Genomic DNA, 12,559 nt, shown 5'->3' with positions numbered 1-12,559 from the left:
GGCAGGGATTACGATGAAGATCATGACGGTGCTGGGTACGCGACCTGAAATTATACGGCTCAGCCTGATCATTTCCAAGCTGGACCAGTACGCGTCCAAACATATTCTGGTACACACGGGACAGAACTTCACGGAAAGTCTCAGCGGTCTTTTCTTCAAGGAAATGGGCTTGCGGGCGCCGGACCACGTCCTTCAGGATGAAGCGGCCTCGTTGGGTCGACAGTTATCCTCGATGTTTACGCAAATGGAAGATTTATTAAACCAGGAGAAACCGGATAAAGTGCTGCTGCTCGGTGATACGAACAGTGCATTATGTGCTGTTCTGGCTGAACGGATGGGCATACCCGTCATTCATATGGAAGCAGGCAATCGATGCTTTGACCTGGATGTGCCTGAAGAGAAAAATCGCAGGGTTATCGACGCCATTTCTACCATTAATATGCCATATACCGAACAGAGCAAGAAACATCTGGTTAGTGAAGGGGTTCCCAGTCGCCGAATTGTGCTGACAGGAAATCCGATCTATGAAGTGATGCGTCACTACGACACACAGGTGAGTTCCAGCAAAATACTGAAAAAATTGAAGCTGAAGTCCGGGCAGTATTTTCTGGTTACGGCCCATCGGGCGGAGAATGTCGACCATCCCCCTCATTTGCTGGAGATCATGAAAGGCTTGAATCAGGTTGCTGAGGAACATGCCATGCGAGTCATATGCAGCATCCACCCTCGAACGGCTATTCGCATTGCCGAGCATCTGCAACTGGAGATGAATCCGCTGGTGGAATTTCACGAGCCATTCGGATTTTTCGACTTCGTCATGTTGGAACGACATGCACGCTGTGCACTCACGGATAGCGGTACCGTTCAGGAGGAGTGCTGCATCATGGGGGTGCCTACAGTGACCATGCGTCGTACGACGGAACGGCCAGAGACGGTGGATTGCGGCAGTAATGTGGTCTCGGGTCTGGATGCGGAGCGTATTGCGGGCTGTGTAAAAGTGATGACCGAAATGCCAAACGACTGGGAATGCCCGCAGGGTTACAAAGCAACAGATGTATCCAGTAAAGTGGTTAAATTTCTGCTTGGAGGGAAAATGCATGTTTGAAAATAAGCGTATACTCGTGACTGGCGGTACGGGATCATGGGGTTATGAACTTGTGGCTCAACTGCTGCCCCAGCAGCCCAAGGAGATTATCGTATACTCCCGGAATGAGTCCAGCCAAGTGGCGATGAGCCGTGAATTCGAAGACCCGCGTCTTCATTTTCGCATTGGTGATATTCGAGACAAGGAAGCGTTGACGGTTGCGTGTCAGCATGTGGATTATGTATTTCATCTCGCAGCGCTTAAGCATGTTCCGGTGTGTGAAGATCAACCCTACGAAGCACTCAAAACCAATGTGATCGGCACACAGAATGTCATCGAGGCTGCGATTGAAAATAATGTAGAAAAAGTCATTTACATCTCGACCGACAAGGCTGCTAATCCATCCAATTTCTACGGCATGACAAAGGCGATCGGTGAGAAGTTGATCGTATATGCCAATCTGCTTCACAGCAATACGCGGTTTGTCACTGTGCGTGGTGGGAATGTACTTGGAACAAATGGCAGTGTCGTGCATTTGTTCAAGAATCAGATTCGATCCAAAGGTCAAGTATCCATTACCGACATGAACATGACGCGGTTCTTTCTGACTTTGAAAGATGCGATTACCTTGCTGTTCAAAGCATCGGTGGAAAGCGTGGGTGGCGAGATTTTTGTCATGACCATGCCTACCTGCAAAATTGTGGATCTCGCTGAAGTGTTGATTGAAGATTCAGGTGTGGAGAATGTGTCCATTGTGGAGCGTGGCACCCGGCCTGGCGAGAAGATTCATGAAATTCTGATGAGTGAATTCGAGAGTATGACCACCGTTGTATATGATGAGCAATACTTGGTGATTTTGCCTACACTCGGCATTCCGGGGCTGAAGGAGCATTATACCAATTGTCCCCCTGTTTCCTTCAGCAGTTTTAGTTCGGAACATCAGCTGATGACCAAACAGGAGATTCGTGACATTCTGCAACGCGGAGGGTTCCTGTCATGAAGTTGCTGATACTTGGGGGGAACGGAATGGCCGGCCATATCTTGGTCGACTATTTCCGCCGTCAAGGCGTCCACAGTGTCTTCTATACTACCCGGGATGTGTCTGATCCTAACGGTCTGTTGCTGGATGTAAACGACAGCTTTATGGTTGACCGTCTGGTAGAGGCGGTGCACCCGGATGTCATCGTTAACGCTGTAGGTGTCTTGAACAGCTTTGCAGATGAAGACAGAATTACCGCTTATCACATTAACGGATTTCTGCCGCATCGTTTGCGGCGGGTCGCCGACACGATCGGTGCACGCTTGATTCACATCAGTACGGATTGTGTGTTTAGTGGGAATCGGGGGGGCTACCGGGAGGACGATGTTACCGATGGAACATCTTCTTATGCGATCACGAAAGCACTGGGTGAAGTCCTGGATGCTGGACATCTGACGATCCGCACGTCCATTATTGGACCTGAAATTCGGAAGGGCGGTATCGGTCTGATGCACTGGTTCATGTCTTGTACAGGCGAAGTTGGCGGGTATACGCGTGTCTTCTGGAATGGGGTGACCACTCTTGAACTGGCCAAATGGGTAGATCATTATCTGTCGTCCCCCGTTAGCGGCCTCATTCATCTGGCTCATCCGGTACCTGTCAGCAAGCATGATCTGCTCATCCTGTTCCAACAGACATGGGATAAGCAAGATGTTGTTGTCGTACCGGATGATAGCGTAGTGCAGGATCGTACGCTGGTGTCCACACGTGAGGACGTGAAGACAGACCTTCCGGATTATTCTACAATGCTGAAGGAGCTGGCATTATGGATGGAGCAGAGCTGACAGGCAAAAAGGTGCTGATCACAGGTGCGTCCGGTTTTACCGGACGGCATGCGGTCGCTTATTTCCGGGCAGCTGGTGCGGTGGTTGCAGCAGTGGTCAGGCGAGTCGGTGTGCATTCGTTTGGCAGTGGCGTAGCTGTACATGTCTGTGATCTTAACGATAAACAGCAAGTCCGTCATCTGATTGACGAGGTGCAACCGGACTATGTGCTGCATCTCGCAGGCAAAAATTCGGTGCCGGATTCATGGTCTGATCCGCTGCTTGTACTGGAGACCAATGTGATGGCTGTCCTGTATCTGCTGGATGCTCTCCGGAGCTGTCCAGCGGCACGGACCGTTATTGTAGGTTCCCGGTTAAAATATACCCCTGAACCCGGCCGGCTTCCGCAGCCTCCCCACCCGTACAGTCTCAGCAAAGCACTGGAGGAGATGGTCTCGCTGTCGTGGATGTCCCTCTTTGGACAGCAGATTATGCTGGCAGAGCCGGGTAATCTGATCGGGGCAGGTCCTTCAACGGGAATATGTTCGCTGCTGGCACGTCATGTTGTCGCCTGTGAACAGGAAGGCAAGACGGAGGCTTTCCGTCTATCCGGCCGGGATAATACCCGTGATTTTCTGGATGTCCGGGATGCAGTCCGGGCATATGCAACCTTGCTTGTTCAGGGCACGACAGGTACTGTTTATCCCGTTGTATCGGGCAATGAGCGAAGTCTGGGCGAGATAGCGGATACGCTGCTGACCATGACTGAAGCCGAAGTTCCCGTACGCTGGGACGGAGCTTCTTCCGGTCCGGACGGGGCTGGAGAACAGGAGGAATTGTCGCTACTGCGAAAGATGGGCTGGCAGCCACTGATTCCTTTTGCCCAATCTCTTCAGGACATTCTGAGCGATGTTCGTACCCAGCAGGGGAGGTCGACTACATGAATCCGAGAGTGTCCATTGTCATTCCGTTTTACAACTGTCCCTATGTACCTCAAGCGATCCAGAGTGCATTGAACCAGACATATACCGATGTGGAGATCATTATCGTCAACGATGGCTCTACCCGGCATGAAGAGCTGCTTAAGCCTTATCTTCCCTACATTTATGTTCTTGGCAAAAGCAACGGAGGTACAGCTTCGGCTCTGAATCACGGCATCCGTCATGCCTCTGGGGACTATATCGCCTGGCTGAGTTCAGATGACCTCTTATATCCGGATAAGATTCGTCATCAGGTTGAATTTATGCAACGGGAGAATGTGCTCATCTCACATACCAACTTTAATTACATTAATGAGCACTCTGCAGTTACCAAGCTGAACGGGGGAGCAGAACCGATGGCCGAACCGGATTGGCTGCGCCTCTTCGTAAACGGTAATCCGGTGAATGGCTGTACCGTGATGGTCCGCAGGGATCTGTTTAGTGCGGTGGGCCTGTTCGATGAACTGTTGCCTTATACGCATGATCTGGATCTATGGATGCGTATTCTGCTGAACGGACATCGTTTTCCATATCTGAACGAATCGCTTACGGCATATCGACGGCACGGGGGAATGGGGACGGTACGCTACGCGGATGCCATCGGCCGGGAGGCCTCCATGGTATGGTCCAGATATCGGGAGCCATTATTGCAGCGGATTGCTGCCATGGGGGGATAACGAACTTTGGTGGGGGTTATGGAGGCCGCAAGCTGGCCGAATAACGCCCTCTTTATTTATAAGCATTTCGATTTATATCTTACTGATTGAAAGCCGCTCTTTGGATTTATGCAAAATGCTCATTTAGTCGTGCGTAATTTATGCGTCGTTATGCAACAGATGCCTGATACCTAATGGATCTACCCTCATATAATAGAGAGAATGGTGATTATTCACGCGGAGAAAGGGGAGGACCGAATGGAGCCGAAAGTATCAATTGTCATTCCTTTTTATAATTGCGCGTACATCGAGCAGGCTGTTCACAGCGCCATTCACCAGACGTATCCGCATATTGAGGTCATTGTGGTGGATGACGGCTCTACGAAGCATGTAAAGCGGCTGAAACCATTCATGGATCGCATTCGCTATATTCGAAAAGAGAATGGTGGAACGGCAACAGCGTTAAACGAGGGAATCAAACAGGCGACAGGTGATTACTTTGTCTGGCTCAGCTCCGATGATGTGATGTTGCTGGACCGGGTAGAGAAACAACTGAAGTTCATGCTAGACGTTAAGGCATCGTTCTGTCACGGGGCCTATCATTATGTAGATGCGAACAGCGAATGGATGGACACCGTCAGACCAGAAGTAGGGAGTCGTCTGGAGATGCTTCAGGTGCTGACCGAAGGTTGCCCAATCAACGGTTGCACCGTGATGCTTGAGATGGATGCTTTTCGAAAGTTCGGCATGTTTGACACCGATTTTCGCTACACGCATGACTATGAGATGTGGCTGAGACTGTTTCCGCTTTATGAGCTGTTCTATTACAATGAGCCTCTGATGTGTTATCGGGTTCATGAATCGATGGGAACCAAGAAACACTTTGAGGCATTGAAAGCCGAGATGGAACTTGTTCAAGCGAAGCATCGGCCCGTACTACTCAATCTACTGCAGGTTGGCGGTTACTGGAAGTAGAGGCTAAAAGACGTGGAAGCACGAATACTAGATAGTGAACCGCAAGAAAAAGAGGGTATTCGGTTGCCGTTAAGTAAATGCGGCATCAACGAATATCCTCTTATTTGATCCTGTTTGTAAAGTTATTTAACTCTAATTTTTCTCAGAAGTGAGAATGTGCATGGTTGCCGGATCAGGGAAAACGTAACCTTTGGGCAGCTTCCTCATTAATTCGTTCATTACAGCGTAATCCACCTCGATATGCGTCGTCGACACAGGGGTGGAGAACCAACGATTATACAAATCACTGGGTACGAGCAATGTCATATCCTCTGACCTCCCAACTGAATGGCTTCCTGGTAGACATGCAGCGTGCGCAATCCCATCTCCTCCAGTGATCGATGTTGTTCAGCCCATGCTTTGGCTGCTGCTCCTACCTTTGCAAGGGTGGCATCATCCTGCAGAAGGGCATTCAACAGTGAGCTAAGGGCTTCGACATCCTGCGGTGGCACGACCCAACCGGTATGTTCAGGCTGCACCATCTCAGGCATACCTGCCGTACCGCTTACAATGACAGGCAATCCAGCGAGTTGAGCCTCTGTGACCGAGAAAGGCTGCGTATCCTGCAAGCTAGGCTGTACATAAATGTCAGCATGGCGTAGGAATGAAGGGATATTGTCCAGTTTACCCCAGAAAACGATGTCAGCACCTACTCCAAGATCATTGGCTAGGGAGCGCAAATCCTCCATCAGATTACCTTCTCCAGCAATCCAGCAGACCCAATCCGAGCGAATCTTCTTCAGGCCGGAGAGCGCTTTGATCAGAATATGGACCCCTTTGATGTGCTCCAGTCTGCCCGTAAAGGCGATCACTTTTTTGCCCGCTGGCTTGCGTCGACGGAACTTGACCCTCGCTTGGGCACGGTAGGCTGGAATATCCACAGCATAAGGAATAATTCGAAATTTGGACTCGGGAACACGGAGGTCCGTAAGTGTGCTCTTAATCCAATGGCTGGAGACCAGAATAAGCTCGGATTGTTCAGCGCTTCGCTCTTCCAATGACAGGAAGTAACGTCCGCGTTTGGATTGCAAATATTCGGGAAGCGTGAGCTGCGCGTTAGAGTTTTGAGCATCGTAAAAGGCTTCGCGCGCGAGCGCTCCGTGATAACTCGTTACCATGGGTGTGTTGCGGTTCAATATGCGTCTCATTGCGACGGCTGCTACCGGGTCCTGGGCATGGATGACATCATAATGATCAACGCCGAGATATGCGGCTCCCATTTCAAAGGCATACCTGTTCAATTCATAATAAGCCACGAGAGCATCGGCAGTAAACTGAGGCAAATCTGTCGGATTAAGTTTGGCTTGAAGCATGGGCCATACCTTATCTTTGGAGAAGGAGCGATTGAGATTGCGAATGTACACTTCATTTTTGGCTCCGTTGGTGCCCATTATATCCACCTCTACGCCAAGAGCCATCAGCCTGTCAGCCAGCTGTTTCACATATGTCCATATTCCACCCATCTGTGTAAGCTCCCAATAGGTCACGAGCAGAACTCTCATAGGTACCTCCTTGTCACGGCCTGCACAGGCCGATCTTCTATCCTGTTAGTCTATGAAAAAAGGCAGACGAAAGGGTGGGCATTTCCGTGGAATTGATTAAAATGGGTGATTGCAAATAGCAATGGACGAGAGAAGGCATACCATATCTAGAGAAAGGTTTAACTCTGCTCTACAGGAGGGATATACCGTGGCCGCATATGTGTTGGAGATTCACGAAAACTTGCTGCAAACCGTTGTTCCGGTGAGATATATGGACATTGAATTGTCATTTGTGGGGAATGACGATGTGGATATCTTTGTCGGAGGAATCAGTCATACCCGTGGGGAGCTGTATCGCTATCTTTGTCGGATTGGGGCGGATACGGGAAATCACATTATTCATAATCTCGCGGTCTCATCCGATCCGTGCGAACTGCGTATCATTAGCAACAGTTCTACACCAAGTCATCTGGTTATTCGCATGTACTGCAGAAGTGACCAAGGCCAGACCCTGGGTATACTTTCGGAGCATCAGATGATCAAGTTGGCAGATTAGCAAAGTTCACTTCAATGAGGAACGATTAACCAAATGGGTGGAGCAGGAGAAGACCTGGTCCATTTTTTGGCATACATACTTGATCCGTTATCTAATAAAAAAATAGCTTGACAGCAAAGGTATTTTCATTAGAATTAACCTATGCTTAAACAAGAGTTTAAAACGACGGTTTAAAACAAAAGTTTGAAACGTCGTGAATATAAGGCCGATGGAGAGGCGCATACAAAGATAATGCCTCCAGGCCGGAAAAGAGAGTGGAGAGAGTGAAACAACAAACAGCAGTGCCCCAGGACCCGGCGGAATTCTCGATTAAAACGATTATTCTGCCGCTACTGGCTATTATCGTCGGGATGATTATGGTCATCTTGGACAGCACGGTGGTTAACGTGGCGATTCCGAATCTGGTTCAATATTTTGAGACCGATCTGAAGACCATTCAATGGACGGTGACAGGATACACGTTGGCTTTGTCAGCCGTCATTCCGCTGGCGGGATGGTTGACCGACCGATTCGGTGCCAAAAGAGTATTTCTGTTCACGATTGCGATGTTTACTCTGGGTTCAGTATTATGTTCGATCGCGCAATCTCCTGAACAATTGATTATTTACCGTATCATCCAGGGACTCGGCGGAGGCATGGTTGCGCCGATTGGTATGGCGATGGTGTTCCGTCTGGCTCCTCCTGAAAGAAGAGGCTCTATCATGGGTATGCTCGGGATTCCCATGCTGTTGGCCCCTGCGCTGGGTCCGGTATTATCGGGCTGGTTCATTGAATCATTCAGCTGGCACTGGATCTTCCTGATCAATCTGCCGATTGGTATTGCTGCGTTTATTCTATGTATCAAATTCCTGCCAGATACGGATCGTGGACGCACGCCTGCGCTTGATCTGCTCGGTATGATTCTGGCACCAATCGCATTCTCGATGCTCGCATACGGTGTAAGTGAAGGCGGAACAAGCTGGACGTCTGCAACAACACTGACAGGTGTGATTGTCGGAGGCGTGGCGCTGATCCTGTTCGTTATCGTGGAGCTTCGTCACAAAAATCCGCTGTTGGAGCTTCGGGTGTTCAAATCATCTGATTTCACACGGGGTATTATTCTGGCATGGGTATCACAAGTTGCTTTGTTCGGGGCGATGATTTTGATCCCACTTTATCTGCAACAAATCAAAGGCTACACTGCACTGGAAACAGGACTTATTCTGCTCCCGCAGGCGCTTGCTTCGGGTGTGGGTATGCCACTTGGTGGACGTTTATTTGATAAAATCGGTGCAAGACCACTGGCTTTCGTGGGTCTGGGTATCATCTCGGGTGCACTGTTTATTCTGTCTTCGATTACGGCGGAAACGGGTCTTGGTCTGATCATTCTTAGCCTTGTCATGATGGGATTGGGTATGGGTTTCTCCATGATGCCACTCAATACGCATGTACTGAATGCTGCTCCACGTAAGCTGGTAGGTCGGGTTACCCCGCTTACTGCTGCTGCACAACAAGTAGTTGTGTCCTTTGCAGTTGCTGGCTTGACCGGATTCCTGACCTCCCATATTGCAAGCAATACAGCCGGAGCGACTGATGCTACAGGTGTGGTGAATGGATTAGTGGCTGGTTTTAACGACACCTTCTTCCTGGCAGCGTGCATTGCCCTGTTTGGATGCCTGCTCAGTCTAATCCTGCGCAAACCAAAACGGATGGAGGAAGAATCCCTTCAAACAGGGGATCAACCTGATCCTGCGATGATGATGGGACACTAATTCTTATAAGCCGATCTCAAGAAATTAATTTAGGGCAGTTCAGAGCATCTTTCTGAACTGCCTTTTTGTTTTGTTTAAAAGAAAATACTCAAGGCTGTCATCATTTCCCGAAATGAAGTGGCGTATCGATCAGGTGAGAAGGAGACGGCCATATGCTGTCTGCCTTGAATGCGTATATATTCCCGCAGCTTTTTGTTGCGCATAAGGTCTACCGCTTCAGAAACAGCTTTATTCACGTTGCCAATCGGATAGAATTTTCCCGTTCGGTTATGTGTTATAAAGGACCTTACACCATCCGAATCGGTACTGAGTACCGGGCAGCCGCAGCTGATGGCTTCAGCAACGGCGTATCCAAAGCCTTCAAGTAGGGATGTGGACAGCATAATTCCCCCGGAAGCTGCAACCATGGAGTAGAATGTAGGCATCTGGGAATGGGGGACGTTGATAAAGATGCCAATCCGATCTTCAAGCCCGTACTCCGCAAGCATGTGTCGGAACATGACCTCGTCCTCCGGATTAGCCAAGGTCGGATCGTGGAACAACCATAGTCTGGCTTTCGGAATTTTTTTAATGATTTTGCTGGATATCGTCAAATATTCCCGCCAGTTTTTGTTGTGTTCGAGCCTTCCCACCCATGCAAGTACCGGATAGGGAGGGGTGTCCACCGAAATAGGGGCAAAGGTGTTGGTATCCAGCATATTGGGAATGACAAACCGATGAAGCCATGGGCACATTTGGATGAACATCTCCAGTAAATGATCCGTTGGAGGGATGACCGCAGCGTTACAGTGGGCTTGCAGATAAGGTACTCCCATCTGAATGGTTTCCAGAGCCTGTTCACGCGTCCCAAGTCCCTGTGCTTCATAGATAATGCGTCCTTCATACCCGAGGGCTCTTAATCTGCCCGGCATGGCAATATCGGAGGTAACAATAATGGCATCATAACGATGATGATGAATCAAACTGTGAATTTCCTCATCACTGGAAGCGGTGAAGACCGGCGTGCTGGTATTGTTCTGCATTCCCGAGCCAGGGTACAGATACAATAGATGCGCTTCGATGCCATGGCGTTGCAGAACGGCTGTACGCAATCGGTTTAAAGTATCTACACCGCCACTTGGAACAAAAAACGTGAATAGTACTTTCACACGGTTCACCCTCTGACTTTTGTGCAGGTGCTCATGCTCCTGTACTGTAAGGTACGTTGCCCCAGAGTGCAGGGTGTGGGTGAATGAAGTGTTATTCACATTTTAGACACATATTTTTAAGCTCTCTTTTAAGTGACTTTAAGCTGTATTTAGGATACAACACGTAAGATACAAGGAACTTCCCGTGTTGACCATCTGAAGAAAGCGATGATGGCACACGGGTATTTTAACGGGAAAGGATGAATGATGTGCTCGAAGTGAAACAGGTAAGCAAAGTATTTGATGGACGGCGCGGCGTGCATCAACTGGATTTCACAATGGAGCGCGGTGAGATTGTTGGATTTTTGGGACCGAATGGTGCCGGGAAAACCACAACGATGCGAATGATTACGGGCTATTTGCATCCCACGGCAGGCTCCATTGCAGTGGATGGCATATCGGTGCACGATCAGGGCAGGAGTGTCCGTTCCAAGATCGGTTATCTGCCGGAGACACCGCCGCTTTATCCGGATATGACGGTACAGTCGTACCTGAAATTCGTCGCTAATCTGAGGGATGTCCCGACACGTGAAGTGAAACTGCGGATCAGTGAGATGGTGAGCAGGCTGGGTCTTCAAGGTCGCGAAAAGCAACTGGTTCGCGGACTGTCCAAAGGGTACAAGCAGCGTCTGGGACTGGCTGGAGCCATTATTCACAAACCGGATCTGCTCGTGCTGGATGAGCCGACTTCAGGTCTTGATCCGAATCAGATTATTGAGATACGGGATCTGATCCGTGAACTGGGTGAAAATCATACAGTGCTGCTCAGTACACATATTTTGCCGGAAGTGAGTGCGCTTTGTAATCGCATGTTGATTATTAATCAGGGGCAGCTCGTATTGGACGGTTCACCGCAACATTTTGGCTCAGCGATGGGCGACCAGTTCAAGGTGTCTATTGAAGTGAAGGCAACAGAGCAGCAATTACATAATGTGCTGACACCATGGGAGAAGGTACGGAGCGAAGTCATTCAAGCAGCAGATGGGCAGGCATCCACTGGTTCTACTGATACGGTCAAAATGCTGCTTACCGGTGAATCTTCCGAAGATTTCCGGGAGGAACTGTTCTATCTTTTGTCTGGTGCAGGCTTGCCGATCTTGGAGATGAAGAAAGAAAATCTCAGTCTGGAACAGATTTTCCTGAAGCTTACCACAACCGAAACGGAATCTGAAACGGAACTGGCAACGAAGGAACCTGAAGCTGATAAAGCGAAACTCGCCAATCAGACGGCAGATGCAGAGGTCAATTCGGACACCGCTTCAGATCAGAAGCAATCGACTAAGTCCGAGAGCGCTCCATCTGATTCCCACACAGGGGAGGATACCAAATGAGACGAATGATGGCGGTTTGCAATAAAGAACTGCAGGCATATTTCCTGTCACCGACGTCGTATTTCGCTTTTGCCGTATATGTACTGATGACAAGTTTGCTGTTCTACTCCAGCTTTGTCTACTATCAGCCAAGTATTGTGGATTATCGCCTAGTGCTGGGAGACACGTTATCGATGCTGCTGTTTGTGGTGCCGTTGCTGACAATGCGACTGGTGGCAGAGGAATTCCGGCAGGGAACAGACGAACTGTTGTTGACTTCACCTGCACGGGTAACCGAGATCATTTTCGGTAAATATTTGGCGTCACTCGCCATTCTTGTTGTACTTATTCTGTGCAGTCTCGTTTATCCGTTAATTATGTCCTTCTTTGGTGAACTGGATCTGACATCCGTATGGTTGTCTGCACTGGGTCTCTTTTTCCTGGGCGGAAGCATGATGGCGATTGGACTGTTTGCTTCCACGTTATCTCAGCACCAGATGGTGTCTGCGGTAGCCGGTTTTATTATTTTGCTCGTATTATGGATGCTTGATTCATTTGCAGGCAATTCCGGATCTGCGTTACAGCAATGGCTGAACCCATTTGCGCTTACGAACCGGTTTGACAGCTTCACGAAGGGTGTACTTAGTGGCCCAGATATATTGTATTACGTGACGCTCTCAGGTGTGTTTCTGCTATTAAGCATTCAAATTGTGGAACGGAAGCGGTGGAGGTGAGAA

Annotated in this window: 13 protein-coding genes; 10 read left to right on the top strand and 3 right to left on the bottom strand. The window is 49.2% G+C overall.

Annotated features, from left to right (window positions below; all coding sequences use genetic code 11):
- Positions 1–13: 13 nt before the first annotated feature.
- From wecB to ACDJ58_RS24190, 6 genes are all read left to right on the top strand, one after another.
- Positions 14–1,105, top strand: coding sequence for a non-hydrolyzing UDP-N-acetylglucosamine 2-epimerase (gene wecB / locus ACDJ58_RS24215; protein ID WP_413373359.1), 1,092 nt, complete (start codon positions 14–16; stop codon positions 1,103–1,105).
- Positions 1,098–2,084, top strand: a complete 987-nt coding sequence (locus tag ACDJ58_RS24210) for a polysaccharide biosynthesis protein (RefSeq protein ID WP_413373357.1) — start codon at positions 1,098–1,100, stop codon at positions 2,082–2,084. The genes wecB and ACDJ58_RS24210 overlap by 8 nt, the downstream gene beginning before the upstream one ends.
- Positions 2,081–2,908 carry a dTDP-4-dehydrorhamnose reductase family protein gene (locus ACDJ58_RS24205; RefSeq protein ID WP_413373355.1) on the top strand — a complete coding sequence of 276 codons (828 nt, stop codon included), beginning with the start codon at positions 2,081–2,083 and terminating at the stop codon, positions 2,906–2,908. Before ACDJ58_RS24210 ends, ACDJ58_RS24205 begins: the two co-directional genes overlap by 4 nt.
- A complete protein-coding gene (locus ACDJ58_RS24200; protein ID WP_413373353.1) occupies positions 2,890–3,831 on the top strand; it encodes an NAD-dependent epimerase/dehydratase family protein in 942 nt (313 codons plus the stop codon). The genes ACDJ58_RS24205 and ACDJ58_RS24200 overlap by 19 nt, the downstream gene beginning before the upstream one ends.
- Positions 3,828–4,544, top strand: a complete 717-nt coding sequence (locus tag ACDJ58_RS24195; protein WP_413373352.1) for a glycosyltransferase — start codon at positions 3,828–3,830, stop codon at positions 4,542–4,544. Before ACDJ58_RS24200 ends, ACDJ58_RS24195 begins: the two co-directional genes overlap by 4 nt.
- Positions 4,545–4,781: 237 nt before the next feature.
- Complete coding sequence (locus tag ACDJ58_RS24190) at positions 4,782–5,498, top strand: glycosyltransferase (RefSeq protein ID WP_413373351.1); 717 nt, start codon at positions 4,782–4,784, stop codon at positions 5,496–5,498.
- A gap of 132 nt (positions 5,499–5,630) precedes the next feature.
- Here ACDJ58_RS24190 and ACDJ58_RS24185 read toward each other — a convergent pair whose 3' ends face one another.
- Positions 5,631–5,804 (bottom strand): hypothetical protein, encoded by a 174-nt coding sequence (locus ACDJ58_RS24185; protein WP_170867946.1) that lies wholly within the window; start codon positions 5,802–5,804, stop codon positions 5,631–5,633.
- Positions 5,801–7,039 (bottom strand): glycosyltransferase family 4 protein, encoded by a 1,239-nt coding sequence (locus tag ACDJ58_RS24180; protein WP_413373350.1) that lies wholly within the window; start codon positions 7,037–7,039, stop codon positions 5,801–5,803. Before ACDJ58_RS24180 ends, ACDJ58_RS24185 begins: the two co-directional genes overlap by 4 nt.
- 187 nt (positions 7,040–7,226) lie before the next feature.
- Here ACDJ58_RS24180 and ACDJ58_RS24175 point away from each other — a divergent pair, with 187 nt between their 5' ends.
- Positions 7,227–7,574 (top strand): hypothetical protein, encoded by a 348-nt coding sequence (locus tag ACDJ58_RS24175; protein WP_413373348.1) that lies wholly within the window; start codon positions 7,227–7,229, stop codon positions 7,572–7,574.
- A 263-nt stretch (positions 7,575–7,837) separates the two neighbouring features.
- Positions 7,838–9,325 (top strand): DHA2 family efflux MFS transporter permease subunit, encoded by a 1,488-nt coding sequence (locus tag ACDJ58_RS24170; RefSeq protein ID WP_376040611.1) that lies wholly within the window; start codon positions 7,838–7,840, stop codon positions 9,323–9,325.
- A gap of 74 nt (positions 9,326–9,399) precedes the next feature.
- Here ACDJ58_RS24170 and ACDJ58_RS24165 read toward each other — a convergent pair whose 3' ends face one another.
- Complete coding sequence (locus tag ACDJ58_RS24165; protein WP_413373347.1) at positions 9,400–10,473, bottom strand: glycosyltransferase family 4 protein; 1,074 nt, start codon at positions 10,471–10,473, stop codon at positions 9,400–9,402.
- A gap of 239 nt (positions 10,474–10,712) precedes the next feature.
- On the opposite strand from ACDJ58_RS24165, the gene ACDJ58_RS24160 reads away from it, so the two are divergent.
- Both ACDJ58_RS24160 and ACDJ58_RS24155 read left to right on the top strand, forming a co-directional pair.
- The gene (locus tag ACDJ58_RS24160; RefSeq protein WP_413373346.1) at positions 10,713–11,843 is read left to right on the top strand and encodes an ABC transporter ATP-binding protein; all 1,131 of its coding nucleotides are present in this window, start codon (positions 10,713–10,715) and stop codon (positions 11,841–11,843) included.
- Positions 11,840–12,556: an ABC transporter permease subunit gene (locus ACDJ58_RS24155; protein ID WP_413373345.1), complete on the top strand. Its 717-nt coding sequence runs from the start codon at positions 11,840–11,842 to the stop codon at positions 12,554–12,556. Before ACDJ58_RS24160 ends, ACDJ58_RS24155 begins: the two co-directional genes overlap by 4 nt.
- Positions 12,557–12,559: the final 3 nt, after the last annotated feature.

Source organism: Paenibacillus taichungensis, from assembly GCF_047302525.1.
GTDB lineage: Bacteria > Bacillota > Bacilli > Paenibacillales > Paenibacillaceae > Paenibacillus > Paenibacillus taichungensis_B.
The sequence above is the reverse complement of the archived record's forward strand: the minus strand, read 5'-3'. Positions and strand labels throughout refer to the sequence as shown.